This window comes from Patescibacteria group bacterium (assembly GCA_041665585.1).
GTDB lineage: Bacteria > Patescibacteriota > Gracilibacteria > JAHISY01 > JAHISY01 > JAHISY01.
In genome coordinates this window covers 1-17,815 of the sequence record JBAYIN010000005.1, presented here as the reverse complement: position 1 = coordinate 17,815, position 17,815 = coordinate 1, and the positions used below count along the sequence as shown (strand labels likewise).

The following is a 17,815-nucleotide window of genomic DNA, read 5'->3' as shown; positions in this document are numbered from 1 at the left end:
TAAGCGAGATTTTTGAAACAAAATGGTAGAAACTTTTCTCCAAATCGCGATAATTCTGGCTGGAATTATCGTGCTGTTTTTCGCCGGGAAAATTTTCTTCATCTTCCAGCAAGCGCGTTTTCGCCGAGCGCAAAAAAATGTCCTGCTCTCGATTCGCGTCTCGCGCTTGAATGAAAAATTGCCGATTGTCGCCGAGCAAATGTTCGCTGTACTGCACGGCATCGACCACCGGATTTCGCTTTTTGAGAAGCTGCGCGGCGTCACCGTCGAAAATTTCGCCTTCGAAATCGCGAGCGTCGAAGGTCAAATCAAATTTTTCGTGCACGCGCCACGGCAGCTGCGCAATTTCGTCGAGGGTCAAATTTACGCACAATATCCTGACATCGAGATTGAGGAAGTCGCCGATTATCTCGCGCCACCTAAAGTGGAAATTCGCCAACCCGATGAATTACCCGAAGTGTCCGAGTCCAAAAGTTTGGCGGCGGTCGAAGCTAATCTCGGTCCGAGCGACACAAAATTCGAACCGCTCGATCCTTTCGCCCACGCGCTCGGCGCGGAGCTGCGCCTAACCGACCCGGACATTTACCCGATCAAGCGCCATTCCCAATTCGAAGACAAAATCACGCGCACTGCCGTCGATCCGCTCGCGAGTATCACTTCGGCTTTGATGAAATTGCCCGGTGCGAATGATCTCGCCGCGGTGCAAATCGTAGCGCGCCCGCTGCAAAATTGGTGGCGCATCCGCGCGACGAAGTGCGCCCGCATCCTCGGCAAAAATATTTTCTTCGGCATCGACCGCCTGCAAAAAATCTACGCCCACGCTTTCATGACGCGCGCACTCTGGCCGCGCATCATCTTCTTTCCGTTTTATATTCTCTTCTTTTTCCAGGGGCTCATGGCTGGCTCGAAAATTCAATTTTCCAGCGAGATGAGCAGCGGTGATGTCCTGGACGAGCTCTCGAGTGCGAGCCACGACCGCGAGTCGGCGCATGACGCTGTGATGGACAAAGTCGTGAAGCTGCCTTTCGATGTCGCGATTCGCGTACTTTTCGTGCCGACGCTGCCGGACCGCGCGACCGCGCGAGTCAAAGTCCGGGAGCTATCCGGTGCCTTTCGCCAATTCAATCAGCCGCATTTGAATGGCTTCGAAATCGGACAAATCGGTGGTCAGGAAATTTTGCGCCGTTTCCGTGAACGCGCGCTCGAAGATTCTTTCGTGCTGAATACTGAGGAGCTGGCGACGGTTTTCCATTTGCCGAATCTCGAGGTGAAGACGCCCAACATTTTTTGGGTGAATTCGAAGAAGCTCGAACCGCCACTCGACCTGCCTGATCCGGCGCGCGAGCGGGAAGTGACGACGCTCGGCAAGACGAATTATCGCGGCGCCGACAAACTCTTCGGCATTCGCCAGGAAGATCGCCGCCGCCATGTCTACATCATCGGAAAGACCGGCATGGGTAAATCGACTCTGCTTGAAAACATGATTATTTCCGACATCCGCGCAGGCAAAGGCGTCGCGGTCGTCGATCCACACGGCGACCTCGCCGACACGATTCTCGACAATATTCCCGCGGACCGCACGAATGATGTCATCGTCTTCGATCCGTCCGATCGCGATTTTCCAGTCGCTTTCAATATGCTCGAAAATATCGATCCAGCGATGAGCTCAGTCGTCGCATCGGGCTTGGTCGGCATTTTCAAGAAACTCTACGCTGAGAGTTGGGGACCGCGCCTCGAACACATCCTGCGCAACACGATTCTCTCCCTGCTCGAAAGTCCGGGTATGACGATGCTCGGCATTCCGCGCATGCTCGTCGATGACAAATTTCGGAAAAAAGTCGTGCGCCAGATTTCCGACCCAATCGTAAAAAAATTCTGGGCGGACGAATTTGAAAAAATGCAGGAACGCCAACGCACAGAAGCGATTGCGCCGATTCAGAATAAGGTCGGACAATTCCTCTCGTCCTCCATCATCCGCAACATCGTCGGCCAACCGAAGTCGATGATCGACCTGCGTTTCGCGATGGACCGGAAAAAAATCTTCGTCTGCAATCTCTCGAAAGGCAAAATTGGCGAGGACAATTCGAGCTTGCTCGGCTCGATGATTATTACGAAATTTCAGCTCGACGCGATGAGCCGCTCCAATATTCCGGAAAAAGAGCGCGTTGATTTTTACCTGTATGTCGATGAATTTCAGAATTTCGCGACGGACGCTTTCGCGACGATTCTCTCCGAGGCGCGTAAATATCGGCTGAATCTCACGATGGCGAATCAGTACATCGCGCAAATGCCCGAGGAAGTCAGCGATGCCGTCTTCGGCAATGTCGGCTCGCTCCTCGCATTTCAGGTCGGCTTCGACGATGCGGAATACATCTCGCAGCAATTCAGCGAAATCGCCCTGCCAAACGATCTCGTGCAGCTGCCGAAATACAATCTCTACACCAAACTCCTGATCGACGGCATGCCGAGCCAGCCATTTTCCGCAGCGACGCTGGCGCCACTCGGCGGCAATATCGAACCGGGTCGGCGCGAAAAAGTGATTAAATTTTCTCGCGAAAGATACGCGCGTCCACGCGCCGAGGTCGAGGAAAAAATCACGCGCTGGAGTGAGGTGGAGGAGCGAGGAGAGGTGAAGAAGATTGAGAAAGGAAAAAGATAGGGAGTGAAAATTTTTAGTCCTCACATCTTTTGTTGTATTTTTTACACAAAAATTTTAGACTAATCCACGAATAACGTGTATATCTCACCAATTTCGGTAAGATGACGCGACTGTAAAAAGCTTTGCGCTTCATACAAAAGCGTCAGTACGAAATCCCGAGGTATGCACGTTATTTATTTTCTTTATGCCACCAGCTCGCCAAAGTTACTTTTTGTTTAATGTCTCTTTCGCTTACTCCATATTTTGCCCAATCGCTTGGGTACGAAATGTCCTCTTTCATCCTCAAAAGTAATGAATTTGACCTACCTGCAATCATAAGAGCGTCCGCATACCAAAAGAGTAAATACCTAGTTTCATAGGTGATTCGCCTTCTCTTTTTTATGGTTATTTTGTCACATACATACCGAGTAGGATGCTTATCAATAAAAGCTTTTAAATACGGTGTTACCTTAATGGTGGAGATTACTCGCTTCAGTGTCTTTGATCTTCTGGTTACATGTCTCCATGCGAACCTTGTTACAGCCACATTCCCAAGCAGGGGATTGAAGAATGACTCTGTTTTAAGTTGGTTATAAGATTTTTTCGCATTATATAAAATTTTATCGTCATCTATTATGCTGACAGTTTGTCTTGGCAAGCGGTTATTAAAAGCAGAATACAGACATAACCTTGTAAGATCGTATCTTATAGAAGGTCTTACAAATTGCATACGATTAATTTTGATTTTTCCCTTGAATGGTCGTCTGGGATCAACCGAGTGCCAAAAAATTTTCTCAACAGGGCGAGAAGACACATAGACTATTATTCCAGGGCTGCCAGGTGCAGCAAAAGTATTTTTTGTTTCACGATCAACCTTTAATGTGAAAGTATCTTTATCGTGATTAATTGTTTGATACGACTGTCCAGTTTTAATTTGCGCCTGTATGCTCAAAAGCTTCTTTTCCTGAAAAGTACTTGGGAAAGTTAAGCTGATATCTACCTTATTACTCTCTTGATTAAGGGTCGCATTAGAAACCTGTGCACAAGCAGCTATCCCTATAATAGCGGACGCAAATCTCGCACCAGCATCACCATCCGCTTGTTTAATTATTTTTTTATCCATTATTAAGGAGACATATTATTTCCCCTACGCCCTCTTGAATACCACTAGAGAAGTAAATAGATTATATAACAAAAATTAATCATCTTCCTAGCGCGAAGATTTCTTTGCTTATTCCAACCCTCTCCGCTCCACCTCCGCCTCGCTCATCCCGAGCGCGTGACCGAATTCGTGGAGCAAGGTAATCCGCACCTGTTTTTCTAGTTCCGCACCCGAGCCGAAGTCCGCGACGAGCGGACGCGCGAAAACCACAATCTCATTGCCGAGCACGCCCGAGTCGAAGACGGAATATTCCGCAAGCGGCACACCGAGGAATTCGCCGTATTTTTCGGGGTCTTCCGGATCGACGATTTCGACTCGTACACTCACTGAATCTAGCTCAGGAAAATTTTTGCGGCGCAGACGCGCCAGTTCGTCGTCAACCAGCTTCTCGACGAGCACGACTGCCTCCGCTGTTTTCATCCGATGACGAAATTAATCATCTTACCCGGCACGAAAATTTCTTTGCTAATTTCCTTACCGTCGAGCCATTTCTGAATCTTCTCTGACTGCTTCGCCAGAGCCAACGCCTCGTCTTTGCCAATCTCTGCCGCGACAGAAATCGTATCGCGCAGTTTGCCATTGACCGAAATCGCGAGCGTAATCGTCTCGTCCTTCGCCAAAGCCGGATCGAAGCTCGGCCATTTTTCGAGATGAATCGAAGTCGTGTGCCCCAATTTCGCCCAGATTTCCTCAGTCAAATGCGGCGCGAAAGGCGCAAGCATCCGAAGTAAATCTTCGCCGAGATTCTGCGGCAAACCGACCTGCGTCGCTTCATTCACGAAAATCATCAAGCTCGAAACCGCCGTATTGAAGTGGCGACCAGTGATATCTTGCGAAACTTTTTTAATCGTTTTATGCAGTGATTTCTCGAGCTCGGGATTTACGGAATTGGTGAGCTTCTCGAAAAGCCGCCAAACTTTCTCGAGGAATTTGCGCACGCCCGCGACGCCGCCCTCACTCCAGCTCGCCGCCTGGTCGAATGGTCCGATGAACATCTCGTAAAGTCGCAGCGTGTCCGCGCCAAATTTCCGCACAATCTCGTCCGGATTGATCACATTGCCGCGCGACTTCGACATTTTTTCGCCGTCCGGTCCGAGAATCATGCCGTGCGAAATACGCCGTGCGTAAGGCTCAGGCGTCGGGACGAGTTTCTGATCAAAAAGAAATTTGTGCCAAAAGCGCGAATACAAAAGATGCAAAACGGTGTGTTCCATGCCGCCGTTATAAAGATCGACCGGTAGCCAGTATTTCAATTTCGCCGGATCGGCAAAAGCTTGGTCGTTGCGCGGATCGATGTAACGCAAGAAGTACCAGCTCGAACCAGCCCAATTCGGCATCGTGTCCGTCTCGCGCCGTGCCGCACCACCACACTTCGGACAAGTCGTCTGCACCCAATCAGTAATCGCCGCAAGCGGGGATTCGCCCGTCTCGGTCGGCTCGTATTTTTCGACTGGTGGCAGCTCGAGTGGCAAATCTTTCAAATTCAGCGGAACGATTCCGCACTTCTCACAATGCACGACCGGAATCGGCTCGCCCCAATAACGCTGGCGACTAAAAACCCAATCGCGCAGCTTGAAATTAATCGCCCTTTTGCCGACACCTTTTTCTTCGAGGAAAGCGACGATTTTCTTTTTAAATTCTGCAGTCGGAAGTCCGTCGAACTCGCCAGAATTGATAGCAACTCCATCACCAGCAAAACATTTTTCGGTCGGTTTAACCCCCGAGTTAACTCGGGGGTTAACAGCCTCGACTGATTGCACGACCTCGCGAATCTCAATTTCAAACTTCGTCGCAAACTCGAAATCGCGCTCGTCGTGAGCAGGGACAGCCATGATCGCGCCCGTGCCATACGAAGCCAAAACATAATCCGCTACGAAAATCGGGATTTCCTCACCACTCACCGGATTGATCGCGGCGACACCAGCGAGCTTCACGCCGGTCTTTTCTTTCGCTAATTCGGTGCGCTCGAGGTCGGATTTCGCTGCGGCCGCGGAAATATATTTCTGAACTTCTGCCCAATTCTGAATCTGCGGTTTGAGTTTCGCGAGCAAAGCATGCTCGGGAGAGAGCACGGTGTAAGTCGCGCCAAACAAAGTGTCCGGTCGCGTCGTGAAGACGCGGATTGCGAGCGGCAACTCGGAAAAAAATCTCGCCAGTTTAGATTTCTGTTTGTGGCTAGCGATGTAATTCATCGCGTTCTCATAACTCGCATGTTTTGCGAGTAGCGAGAAGTGGTAGCCGTGCCGCCAAAGATGATTAAATTGAGATTTATCATTTTTGTCTTTTTTAACACCACCGTTAACGGTGGTGTTAGGAGGAGTGGATACCGCGGTGTTAAGAGGAGGAGGCGGCGGAGGAGGATTTTGTTGCCAAAACCTGCGCGAACTTATGCCTTTTAAATTTTTCACGACTACTCCGATTCCACCGCTCTCCTCGCTAATCCAAACCACGGCATGCACATGATTTTCTGCGACTACTGCCTCTAAGATTTTGAAGCCATCTTTCGCAGCATCTTCCGCTTCGGCGAGCGCATCTAAAATCGCCCGCGCTTTCTCTGAGGAATCAATTAATTTTTCTCCCGGAGTAAAGTTTTTTTGTTCGGAATCATTTTCCTCGTCGCCGTTTGCTGCGACAGTGTTCCAGGTCAGGAGAAACAAACCTTCGCAGTCATTTGCTCCGCTTGGATGAAAGTCCCTGTTCGCTTCGCCGCGCGTCAGTCCACTAATCGCGAAATCGACTTCCGCGCCCTCGCTGCGCCCAATCCAATTTTGCTGTTGCGCTTTGATTCGCGGCAAAAAATCGACCGTCTCAAGCCCATCGAGTAATTGCTGCGCGTATTTCGTAATCGCGAGCATCCACTGCTGTTTCACGCGGCGTTCAATCTTGCCGCCGCAGCGCTCACATTTCCCGTCGACGACTTCCTCATTCGCCAAACCAATCTTGCAATCGACGCACCAATTAATCGGAATCTTGGCTTGGTAGGCGAGTCCGGCTTCGAGAAATTTGAGAAAAATCCACTGCGTCCATTTGTAATACTGCGGATCGGTCGTATCGACGACGCGCTCCCAGTCGAAGCTGAAACCTATTGATTTGAGTTGTCTGGTGAAATTCGCAATGTTTTTGTCTGTCGCTGTGCGCGGATGAATTTTATTTTTGATCGCGAAATTTTCCGTCGGCAAACCGAAAGCGTCGAAGCCAATTGGGAAAAGAACATTTTTGCCGGACATGCGAGCCTGACGCGCGACGATGTCAAGCGCGGTGTAGCTCCGGCAATGACCGACATGCAGACCGTCGCCGCTCGGATAGGGGAATTCGACCAGGACATAAAATTTTTCTTTGGCGGAGGCATCAGCCGCTGCGAAAAGTTTGGCATCGTCCCATTGCTTTTGCCATTTCGGCTCAAACTCAGAATGATCGAAAGTCATTAAAGGATTAAGTTAGTAAGGAATAAGTTATAAGTTAGTAAGCTCGCTTGAAGCTGATTTTAGCTTAAAATTAAAACGCTTCGCACACCATAAAAACTTACTTCTTAATCCTTAATTCTTAATCCTTATTTCTTAATCCTTAGCTATTAACACTTGGAATTCAAAACTGCCGGCTTCGTTTTGAAAAAGCAAAATTTCGGTGAGGCTGATCGGATTTTACGAATCTTCTCTCGAGACTTCGGAATAATCTCGGTCCTCGCGAAAGGCGTCAAAAAAACCAAATCGCGCAAAGGCGGCAGCCTCGAGCTTTTCGGCGAGACGAATTTGCGGCTGCACCGCCGCAGCGGCGAGCTTTTTTTGCTGACCGACGCCAGTCCGATCTCTGCCTTCGAGTCGAAAAGTCTCTCCGTACTGCGCGCCGCTTTCGCCGCGAGTGAATTGATTCTGAATCTCGCGCCACCGGAAAAAGCGCTGCCGCGCATTTACCAAATCTTCCAAGACTTCGTCACACTTCTGCCAATTGTTAACCCCCGAGATATCTCGGAGGTTAACTCTGTAACTAAGTCTAAACTCCAGCTAATCAAAATCGCCTTTTTTGCCAAGGTTCTGGCGATTCTCGGCTTCTTCGCGATTGATGAAAATCAAGCCGTCCGCGAAAAAAAGTTCTTCCGTTTCTTGCTCGAAAACGACTTAGCGACAATTCTGCGACTCGAAACCGACGCGGCAATTTTCACCGCCGCGGAAAAATCCTTGCTCGAAATTTCGGAAAACGCAGCGGAAAAAAACTCGCGTGTCGACTCGGCGACTCGAAATTGGGATAAAATCGGCGCATGATTTGGACAGACAATCTCAATCCGATTGCACTCAGCCTCGGCTTCATACAAATTCGCTGGTACGGAGTCTTTTATTTAATCGCTTTTCTACTCGGATTTTTTTGGCTCAAGCTTTTGGTGAAAAAGAAGCTAGTCAGTTTTTCGGCGAAACAAATTGATGATCTGCTTTTCGGCATGATTTTGGGTGTAATTTTGGGCGGACGCATCGGCTATTTTTTGCTTTACAAACCGGCGCAATTTTTATCGCCCGAGCTTTTCGAAATCTGGCATGGCGGTATGAGCTTTCACGGCGGACTGGTCGGCGTACTCGTCGCGATTTTCTGGCTCGCACACAAATGGCAAAAAAGTTTTTTTGAAATTTCGGACATCGTCGTGATTCTCGCCGCGGTCGGAATCGCTTTCGGTCGGCTGGGAAATTTCGTCAATGGTGAGCTCGTCGGGCGGCCGACGGGCGGCGATTGGGGCGTGATTTTCCCAAGCTTTGATGCGACTCCACGCTTTCCGAGCCAGCTTTTCGAGGCAGCCAAAAATCTCGGCATTGCCGGATTACTGCTTTTAATTTTTCGGACGAAGCCGCGCCAGGGAATTCTGAGTTTCGCGTTTCTGACTTTTTACGGACTCGGTCGCACGCTCGTCGAAATTTTTTGGCGTGAGCCGCTGGACGGATTTATTTTCGGTCTGCCAAAAGGTGCGATCTACTCGCTGCCGCTTTTTTTCATCGGCGTCAGCGGCATAATTTGGCTGCTGCTCAAATCCGAACGGCGCACGTGATTCCACTAATTTGCTCGAGCTGACCGAGTAATTTTTCGAGCTGATCGAGGTTCTCGACTTCGATCGTGAGCTCGTGAATGATTTCGTGTTTGTCGCTGGTTTTGAGACTCAAATCGGCGATATTGACCTGCATCTCCGCAATCGCTCCGGCGATGTCATGCAGCATACCAACCCGATTTTTGGCAGTGACTTCGATTTTGACGAGATGGGATTTCACATCGCTCGCGAACTGCGCGCGCAATTTGCGCTCTTCGGCGGTACGCACGATTTGTTTGCAATCCTTACGGTGAATCGTCGCGCCCGCGCGGCTCATCACTGCCACGATTTCGTCGCCAATTTTCGGTGTGCAGCATTTCGCCAATTTCGTCGCGATACCGCTGACACCTTCGATCAAAACATCGTCCTCCTTGTGCTCGGCTTGCAATGACGCCACCGGCTTTTTCTGGGATTTCTTCACGGCAAATTCGTCCAGCTCGAGCAAATCTTTCACGACCGCTGATGACGAAACGCTGCCATTGCCAATCCGCTCGAGTAAAGCTTCGCGATCCCTCTTGGATAAATTCTGCTTCTTGTAATTTTTGAGAATCGAAAAATCGGCATCAAGCTGCGCCTTGCCGAGACGCGCCAGTTTTTTATTGATTAAATCCTTGCCGAGCGTGACATTTTCATTACGACCGAGTGAGGCGAAATAAGCGCGAATTTTGGATTTCGCAGAAGTGGTCTTGGCGAAAGAGAGCCAGAAGCGATTCGGCTTCGCATCTTTCCTGGTGATGATTTCGACGACTTCGCCATTTTTTAATTCCGCATCGAGCTTCGCAATTTTGCCGCCAATCTTCGCGCCGATGCAGTGGTGACCAATCTCGGTGTGCACCACATAAGCAAAATCAATCGGCGTCGCGCCCGCTGGTAAATCGAAGACATCGCCGCGCGGTGTGAGCACGAAAATTCGGTCTTCGAAAATGTCGTTCGACAGCGAGGAAATAAATTCCGAATTATCCTGCATCGACTCATGCAATTCGACCAAGCCGCGAATCCACTTTAATTTCGACTCTTCGGCAGTGACTGACTGCTTCCTCTCGGAATAAACGAAATGCGCCGCCGCACCGCGCTCCGCCTGCTCATGCATCGCGTGCGTCCGAATCTGAATCTCGGTCGGCGAATCACGATTGAGCCCGATGACCGTCGTATGCAGCGACTGGTAACCGTTTGGTTTCGGCACGGCAATGAAATCTTTGAAACGATTCGAGAGCGGCGTGAAGTGGTTGTGAATCGTGCCGAGCGCGGCGTAACATTTTTCGGTCGAATCGACGATGACTCGTAGCGCAAATAAATCGTAAATCTCGTCAATCGAAGCGTAATGCTTGAGCTCGAGTTTGCGCCAAATCGAGTAAAGGTGTTTCGTCCGACCGGTCACTTCCGCTGTGATGCCCGCTTCCGCGAGAATCGTTTGCAGCTTTTTTTTAGTTGTCTCGATGAAATTTTTGCGACCGATCGCGCTGCCGGCGAGTGACTTTTGAATTTTGGCGAATTCCTCCGGATGCAAAGTTTTGAACGCGAGATCTTCCAGCCGCGCCTTGAATTCGAATAAACCGAGTCGAGCGGCAATCGGTGCGTAAACCTCCAGAGTTTCTTTCGCGATGCGTTTTTGCTTGTCCGGACGCACATGCTCGAGCGTCTCCATGTTGTGCAGCCGATCGGCGAGCTTGATGAAAATGACGCGAATGTCTCGCGCCATCGCGACAAACATCTTGCGTAGATTCTCAATCTGCCGTTCCTGGCCTTGATAACGCACCGTGCCAAGTTTTTCCATATCGAGACAGAGACCCGCGACAGTCTGTCCAAATTTTTCTTCAATCGCTGATAAATCAGTCTCGGTATCCTCAATCACATCGTGCAAAAGACAGGCAATAATTGTGTCGTCGTCGGGATGCAGCGTCAGTAAATTGAGCGTCGCCGCGACCGGGTGCACGAAATACGGTTCGCCCGAAAAACGCTTCTGACCAGCATGCGCTTTTTTCGCGAAATCATAAGCTAGCTCAATCTTCGCGAAATCTGCCGCCGGTGCGAAACTTTTCACTTGCTCGATAATTTTTTTGAGCGCAGCGTCCACCCGAGTATTTTAGCGAAAAACTGAACGCTTTTTTACTCAAAAAACTTTTCGCCGACTTTCTCGACTACGAAATCAATGTCTTTGTCGCCACGACCGGAGAGATTGATGAGGAAATCTTGACCGGCATTTTGCGGCGCGATCTTGAAAGCGTAGGCGAGCGCGTGTGCTGATTCCAGCGCCGGGATGATTCCCTCGACCTGCGACAATTCACGGAAAGCCACGAGCACTTCGTCGTCTGTCGCCGTCGCGTATTGCACGCGTCCGGAATCCTTGAGGAAAGAATGCTGCGGTCCGATGCCTGGATAGTCGAGCCCACTCGCGATGGAATAAACCGGACTCGGCTCGCCCGCAGCGTCCTGCAGCAGGTAAGTGTGCATACCGTGAATATTTCCCGGCGAACCGAAGGTAAGTGTCGCAGCGTGGTCACCGACCTTGAGTCCGCGACCAGCCGGCTCGACGCCGATGATTTCGACTGCGGCATCTTCGAGAAAAGCGGAGAAAATCCCAATCGCATTCGAACCACCACCGACACAGGCAATCACTTTATTCGGCAATTTACCCTGCGCTTTTTGGAATTGTTCGCGCGCTTCCTCGCCGACGACGCGTTGGAAATCACGCACCATCTTGGGGAAAGGGTGCGGCCCAACGACCGAACCGATCGCGTAAAAAATGTTTTGCGGGTCGGAGAGAAAATGTTCGAGCGCGGCATCGACGGCTTCTTTCAGTGTCTTGAGTCCGCGGCTGACCGGCACGACTTTCGCACCGAGAATTTTCATGCGTGTCACATTCGGCGCTTGTTTCGCGATGTCGACTTCGCCCATGAAAATCTCGCAAGGCAATCCGACCAAAGCCGCCGCCGTCGCGAGCGCGACACCGTGCTGACCTGCGCCCGTCTCGGCAATAATTTTCGTCTTACCCATTTTCTTCGCGAGCAAGGCTTCACCGATGCAGTGGTTGATTTTGTGCGCACCGGTGTGATTGAGATCTTCGCGCTTGAGGAAAATCCGCGCACCGCCGAGCTTCGCGCTCAGCTTCTTGCAGAAATAAATCGGACTCGGTCGACCGATGAAGTCCCGACGCAGCGAATCCATTTCAGCCAAGAATTCCGGATCGGCGTTGATTTTTTCATATTCCGCGTCGATTTCATTCATGATCGTGGCAATCGCTGGTGGCAAAACCTGTCCACCGTAATTACCAAAATTCCCGGTCGGATCCGGATTGATGTCGAATTTATTCATAGGAATGAAATTAGTGGTGGGCGAGGGAGGACTTGAACCTCCGACCTCAACATTATCAGTGTTGCGCTCTAACCAGCTGAGCTACTCGCCCGAAATTTGAATGACTTTTTTACCTTGAGAACGATGACTAAGGAAACTCCGACCTTCCCGATGTCCATCGGGACGCCTGCCTGCCGGTAGGCAGGCTCTAACCAACTGAGAGGCGAAGCCTAGCCTTTGGCTCTACTCGCCCCAACGGGGTCACTTCGTGACCCGAGAGCCGAGCGATTTTAGAGAACTTTGCCAGAATTGAAAAGCTGAATTAAAAAACTTGCTTTTTGCGTATTAGTATTTATAATTACCGCCATTATGCCCTCATCCCATTCATTGCGAGAGCCAGTTTCCCCGTGTGTCCGCGCGTACGAAAAGTTACGCGCTGCAGGACGCCTGGTTGTCTTCACCACACTAATGCTCACTCACGCGACTCCAGCCGCGCTAGAGCAACCACCGTCGCGCAGTTTTCGAGCTGAGGTGCAAGCTGTTTTTGCTGAAAATAAAACTCCGAAGATCATAAGACCGGAAAGAAAAAAACCAATACCGAAAACCAAAGTCGTCGAGCCGATTAGTGAATCAGCCATCATTAAAATGATTTTCAAAGCCAGTAAAAAAGAAGACATCAACCCATGCCTTGCTTTAACCGTTGCCAAAATAGAATCGGGATTCGACCCAAATGCTAAGTCGGGAAAAGGTGCCATCGGCGTGATGCAGCTGATGCCGGACAAAGCTGAAGAATTGGGTGTCGAAAATCCGCGTGATGCGAAGCAAAATATCGAAGGCGGAGTTCAGCACCTCGCCGATTTAGTCGAGAAATATGGCAGCCGAAAAAATGCTTTAATTGCATATAATTGTGGTGAAGGCGCACTTCAAAAATATCTTCGCACGAACAAACTCCCAAAAGGCGCCGCCGATTATCTCAAAAGATTTCAGATCGCCAAAGCCGAACTCGAGTCAAAAAGCTAGAATAAACGAGTGCTGAAAAATTTTGTCCGAAATTTCTGCGCAATCTCCGTGGCTATCGCCGCCATTTTCGTTTTTACTTTTGCACATGCCCGAAGTGGCACACTCGAACTCACTTTCCTCGCCGTCGGTCAGGGCGACGCGATTTTGATTCGCACGCCAACGAATGAAAAAATTCTGATCGACGCTGGTCCGGCGGGCGCAATCCTCGCGCCACTCGCCGCCGAGCTAAATTTTTGGGAGCGCGGAATCGATCTCGCTATCCTCACGCATCCCGACACCGACCACATCGCCGGCATGGTGGAGTTGCTGAAACGCTACAAAATCAAGCGAATTATGCTGACTGGCGTGCAGCATGAGACCGATTGGTACACGGCGATTTTGCGCGAAATCACGCGCCAAAAAATTCCCGTCATCCTCGGTGATGCCGCGACTGACCTCGAGCTTGGCGGGGGAGTGCGACTCGATCTTTTATGGCCCACAGAAATTTTGGCGGGAAAATATATCGAAGACACAAACACGACCTCAATCGCGACGCGATTAATTTTCGGCGAGACAGCGGCAGTCATGACAGGTGACCTCGATGCCGCTTCGGAAAAATTGCTAATCCAAAATACGCCCGACTTGCACGCTGAGATTCTGAAGCTCGGTCACCACGGCTCGCGGAATTCCAGCTCGGCAGAATTTCTCGCAGCCGTCGCACCCGAGATCGCCATCGTCTCAGCCAGCGCGGACAACACCTTCGGTCATCCGAGTCCTGAAGTTTTGGCGAAATTGCCGAATGCCGAAATTTTAGAAACTTCAAAAGTCAGCTCAATTAAATTCAGCTCCGATGGGAAGAAGTGGACACAGAAAAACTAATTACTTCTTCCAAAAAGCACGAAGTATTTTTGATTGCTTCGAGAGTGTAAGCATTTCCCTGGCGGAAAATGATTTCTTACCCATGTCTATTTCTGTATAAGCCCCTGTATTTTTATTGAAAAAACATTTATGGTCTCCGCTTTTTTTAATTTTAATTTGGACAAAACCATTTGCCATCAAAAACTGAATCACTTCTTTTGGCTTCCAATTTTTGAGAGATAAATTCATTTTCAACAAGCACAGAGTTTATTGCCGTTTTCTTTTATTACTCTTTCAATCGAACTTTCCCACCTTTCCGCTTTTTCTTTCTTTAAGAAATCTAAAAACTCTTTTTTAATTTCCCTTGGAAGCGACTGGTTAAGAAGATGCTGCCCGAGTTTTTGTTTAACCACATTTTCGAGATAAGACTTTGTTTGAGCCATCGCTTTAAGTTTCGCTAATTCCGCATCTTTTTCTTCAACTAAAACACACAACTCCTCACAAGCAGCTACAAAAGTATTTTCTTTCGTTTTGTAGGAGATAAAAGTTAAAATTCCCTTGCGATAAGTGTTTTTAAATTTTTTCATAAAATACTTTAATGGCTAAATTTTAATGTTTTTCGGTTTCCAAATCAATTCTTAGGTCGTAATCCGCTTGAAGATCTCCGTCTCGACGAATTCGCGGTCGCGTCCGAATTTCAATCTGGAAAGTTGGCGAATCGCCTCCGCTGCTTCGTCATCACGACCAGTCGGGTCGTAAATCGTCTCGAGCGTGAAGCCACGGCTCGTCGCGTTATTGATATTGAGCTTAATACAAGCTTTGTAGTTGGCGATATTGATCAAGTCCTGCTGGCTGAAAACCGGTGCGAATTCTTTCGCCATCGTCTCCGCATCCGCCGCGCCGATCTTGAAGCAGAGCATCGAGCCGACATTGCCGAACACAGCATCGCGAATCTCGGTGTCTTCGTGTTTGCCTTTGCCGCCGCCTTGCGACTTGGTGATTTGCGAAATGTACTGATGCGCGACAATCAAATTCAGGCGGTATTTGCGGGCTTCGGAGAGAATCGAGGCGAATGAGTCCGTGACGAAATTTTGGAACTCATCGACATAGAGGTAAAAATCGCGGCGTTCTTTTTCCGGAATGTCGACGCGCGACATCGCCGCTTGCTGAATTTTGGCAACGAGAATCGAACCGAGCAGCTGGGAATTCAGCTCGCCCGTCTTACCTTTCGAGAGATTGCAGAGAATGATTTTGCCCTGATCCATCGCTTCGCGCAGATTGAACGCTGATTTCGTCTGTCCGATGACATTGCGAATCAAGCCATTGGTGATGAAAGGACCAAATTTGGAATTGAAGTAAGGAATGATTTCTTGTTTTTCGCGGGCACCCGAAGCCGCCATTTCCTTCGTCCAAAATGAACGCACGACGGGATTCTTCACTTTGCTGACTTTGTATCTTTGCCACGCGTCGTCAGTGAAAAGCCGCGTGAGGTCAATCAAAGTCGCGCCCTCTTCTTCGTCTTCCATCAGCGTGAGACAGCCGTTGCGGAAATAATGCTGCAGCCGCGGACCCATGATTTCCTCGCCGAACATTTTGATAAAAATCGAAAGGGCCTCTTGCGCCATGAATTCGCGCTCGTCCGGAGTTTTGCCTTCGAGGATATTGAGACCCATCGGTCGCTCGAGATCGCCCGGATTGAAATAAATCACATCGTCCGCACGCGAGCGGGGAATGTAAGGCAGCATCGCCTCGACGAGATCACCGTGTGGATCGACGACGCAGACACCTTCACCATTTTGCAGATCCTGCCGAATCATCGTCTCGAGCAAAGTCGATTTACCAGTACCGGATTTTCCAATGACATAAAAATGACGCCGACGGTCATCGCGCTGAATACGAATGTCTCTTTTCGTCCCACGGTAAGTGTTGTGACCGAGCAGCAGACCTTCTTTCGGAATGTTTTGCGGTGCCGGCTCGACTTTGAAATCCTGCCACTTTACGATCGTGCTGGGGTTGTAGCGAATGTCTGGGAAATGATAAATCGACGCGATTTCTTCCGCACCGAGAATCATCGCCGTCTCACCGCGTTTGAGCATTTTCCACCAGGCGATGGCGCCGCGTTTGAAATTGCGGAAGATGAATGATTCGATGATTTTGCGGCTGGAATGGTATTCCGTGAAATAAAGCGAATTGTGGGATGGCGCGTTGAATTGCTCACAGCTGGCACGAATCGAGCGCAAAATCGACTTCACACGCGGCAGGCTCGGCGCACTCGCGACGATGCGGATGATCGCATCGAAGCCGACATGCTCGGATTTGTCAGCGATGAGTTTGACCATGTCTTGGACATTTTGCGTCACCTGCGCTTTGATGCCGTCGTCTTTGCCACCAGTCAGATGCTCTGGACCACGCACGATGACAACGATAAAATTAAAGAGCCAACCAATGAGCGGAATATTGAAGCCTCGTTTTTTGCGCGTGAAAAGCTCGTCCGCCAGCTTGCGGCATTTTTGACGCCAGCCCGCGCGCACCGGTCGCAGCATGAGCTGAAAAGCCGCGCCCTCTTCGAGTGTGATTTTCGAAAAGGCGTTGATGATTGGATTGATTGTCTCGCTTTCGAGCTTTTGGAAAGTGAGCAGCGGCTCAGCGTAAGACTTATTGAGAATCAAATAAGTTCCGGCGCTTTTGTTGCCTTGTTTGAAAATGTTGTAATCGGGGACTTGGTCAATCACCGCGTCTTTGTAAAAACCGGTGATTTGCTTTTCAATCAGCTCGCGTACTGAGTGTGGCACGACGACGAAAAAATTGAGTTCGCCGTCCAGCATCGCGTATTCGAGCGAAAAAAAGTTTTGACCGAGGAAGCGATTGCGCAATTTCCGCGAAAAAAGCGTCTGCATATTTTCGAGAAAATGCACCATGATTCCGGTAATTTTGCGGAATTCCTTGCTGCTGCCGAATTGCTCGTGCTCGGAATCATGACCCTGATCGTCTTTCGAATCTTTTTTGGGAATCAAGACGCGCAGAAAAACCAGCTCCAGCGAGCGGCGAAAATTCATCCAGCGCGTCAAAATAAGCGAAGTAAACCAAAGCGCGATGAATACCGCAGCGGCGAGTCCGCCGTAAAAAATGACGAAATTAAAAAATGTGGAAGCAGTCATTCAGTTTTTTTGTTTTAAATTATAGCATAAAATTAGATTTTTTTCAATCAGCCGCGACCGCTTTGGCTTGGAGATAAATCGGCTTTTCGACATCGACCATTTTGGACAAAACACCGGACGCCTCGAGTGCGCTCAGTGATTTCGCCTCGCTGACTTTTTGTTCCCAGATCTCCGACTGCGTGCGCAAATCATTCTTTTCAATCTCGAGCTTCTTGAGAATGTAGCCGCGCGTCGCTGTGCGATTCGCGTGTGCGAGGTAAATCAGCGAGACTGCCAGCGCGAGCAGCACCGAGACGACCATCAGTGAAAATGTACCAACTTCGACGCGGTTCGACAGCGTGCGCCGCCTTATGCCGGGACGAGCTTCACGCGAATTGGAGAGAATTAGGTTCAAGGAAGGATGATGAGGATTATGAGGAGCTTTGAGGATTATTTGGAAGATGATAAGGATCTTAAGGAGCTTTGAGGATGATAAGGATTTGATTCTTTACTGCTCTTTTATTTGAAGGATTATAAGGATATTAAGGAGCTTTAGGGATTATAAGGATTTGTGATTCTTTATCTTTACTGCTCTTTAAAGCTCTTTATAATCCTTATGATCTTTTTTCCGCGGCGCGTAGCTTGGCGGAACGCGAACGCGGATT

14 protein-coding genes and 1 tRNA gene are annotated in these 17,815 nt (G+C 49.5%); 5 read left to right on the top strand and 10 right to left on the bottom strand.

Annotation, left to right across the window (positions count from 1 at the left end; all coding sequences use genetic code 11):
• Positions 1–22: 22 nt before the first annotated feature.
• Entirely contained in the window at positions 23–2,659 is a 2,637-nt protein-coding gene (locus WCV72_03770; GenBank protein MFA6458475.1) for a DUF87 domain-containing protein, read from the top strand.
• A gap of 169 nt (positions 2,660–2,828) precedes the next feature.
• Here the strand turns inward: WCV72_03770 and WCV72_03765 are convergent, their stop codons facing one another.
• The 3 genes from WCV72_03765 to leuS all read right to left on the bottom strand — a co-directional run bounded on the left by WCV72_03765 (position 2,829) and on the right by leuS (position 7,225).
• Entirely contained in the window at positions 2,829–3,761 is a 933-nt protein-coding gene (locus WCV72_03765; GenBank protein ID MFA6458474.1) for a hypothetical protein, read from the bottom strand.
• A 108-nt stretch (positions 3,762–3,869) separates the two neighbouring features.
• Positions 3,870–4,220, bottom strand: coding sequence for a metallopeptidase family protein (locus tag WCV72_03760; GenBank protein MFA6458473.1), 351 nt, complete (start codon positions 4,218–4,220; stop codon positions 3,870–3,872).
• Positions 4,217–7,225 (bottom strand): leucine--tRNA ligase, encoded by a 3,009-nt coding sequence (gene leuS / locus WCV72_03755; protein MFA6458472.1) that lies wholly within the window; start codon positions 7,223–7,225, stop codon positions 4,217–4,219. The genes WCV72_03760 and leuS overlap by 4 nt, the downstream gene beginning before the upstream one ends.
• A 153-nt stretch (positions 7,226–7,378) precedes the next feature.
• Here leuS and recO point away from each other — a divergent pair, with 153 nt between their 5' ends.
• The gene (recO, locus tag WCV72_03750) at positions 7,379–8,059 is read left to right on the top strand and encodes a DNA repair protein RecO (protein MFA6458471.1); all 681 of its coding nucleotides are present in this window, start codon (positions 7,379–7,381) and stop codon (positions 8,057–8,059) included.
• Positions 8,056–8,829 (top strand): prolipoprotein diacylglyceryl transferase, encoded by a 774-nt coding sequence (lgt, locus tag WCV72_03745; GenBank protein ID MFA6458470.1) that lies wholly within the window; start codon positions 8,056–8,058, stop codon positions 8,827–8,829. Before recO ends, lgt begins: the two co-directional genes overlap by 4 nt.
• Here the strand turns inward: lgt and WCV72_03740 are convergent.
• The 3 genes from WCV72_03740 to WCV72_03730 all read right to left on the bottom strand — a co-directional run bounded on the left by WCV72_03740 (position 8,807) and on the right by WCV72_03730 (position 12,268).
• Positions 8,807–10,939 carry a bifunctional (p)ppGpp synthetase/guanosine-3',5'-bis(diphosphate) 3'-pyrophosphohydrolase gene (locus WCV72_03740; GenBank protein MFA6458469.1) on the bottom strand — a complete coding sequence of 711 codons (2,133 nt, stop codon included), beginning with the start codon at positions 10,937–10,939 and terminating at the stop codon, positions 8,807–8,809. The genes lgt and WCV72_03740 overlap by 23 nt on opposite strands.
• Positions 10,940–10,971: 32 nt before the next feature.
• Entirely contained in the window at positions 10,972–12,177 is a 1,206-nt protein-coding gene (gene trpB / locus WCV72_03735; GenBank protein MFA6458468.1) for a tryptophan synthase subunit beta, read from the bottom strand.
• Positions 12,178–12,191: 14 nt separating this feature from the next.
• Positions 12,192–12,268, bottom strand: a tRNA-Ile gene (locus WCV72_03730).
• 356 nt (positions 12,269–12,624) lie between these two features.
• Between WCV72_03730 and WCV72_03725 the strand changes: the two genes are divergently transcribed.
• Both WCV72_03725 and WCV72_03720 read left to right on the top strand, forming a co-directional pair.
• A complete protein-coding gene (locus tag WCV72_03725) occupies positions 12,625–13,176 on the top strand; it encodes a lytic transglycosylase domain-containing protein (GenBank protein MFA6458467.1) in 552 nt (183 codons plus the stop codon).
• 48 nt (positions 13,177–13,224) lie between these two features.
• On the top strand, positions 13,225–14,034 hold the full coding sequence (locus WCV72_03720; GenBank protein MFA6458466.1) for an MBL fold metallo-hydrolase: 810 nt from the start codon (positions 13,225–13,227) through the stop codon (positions 14,032–14,034).
• On the opposite strand, the gene WCV72_03715 is transcribed toward WCV72_03720, so the two are convergent.
• The 4 genes from WCV72_03715 to WCV72_03700 are packed head-to-tail and all read right to left on the bottom strand — an operon-like array spanning position 14,035 to position 17,565.
• Positions 14,035–14,271, bottom strand: a complete 237-nt coding sequence (locus WCV72_03715; GenBank protein MFA6458465.1) for a hypothetical protein — start codon at positions 14,269–14,271, stop codon at positions 14,035–14,037.
• Positions 14,265–14,600: a hypothetical protein gene (locus WCV72_03710; protein MFA6458464.1), complete on the bottom strand. Its 336-nt coding sequence runs from the start codon at positions 14,598–14,600 to the stop codon at positions 14,265–14,267. Before WCV72_03710 ends, WCV72_03715 begins: the two co-directional genes overlap by 7 nt.
• Before the next feature lie 51 nt (positions 14,601–14,651).
• On the bottom strand, positions 14,652–17,171 hold the full coding sequence (locus tag WCV72_03705) for a type IV secretion system DNA-binding domain-containing protein (GenBank protein MFA6458463.1): 2,520 nt from the start codon (positions 17,169–17,171) through the stop codon (positions 14,652–14,654).
• Between the two features lie 43 nt (positions 17,172–17,214).
• Complete coding sequence (locus WCV72_03700) at positions 17,215–17,565, bottom strand: hypothetical protein (GenBank protein ID MFA6458462.1); 351 nt, start codon at positions 17,563–17,565, stop codon at positions 17,215–17,217.
• Positions 17,566–17,815: the final 250 nt, after the last annotated feature.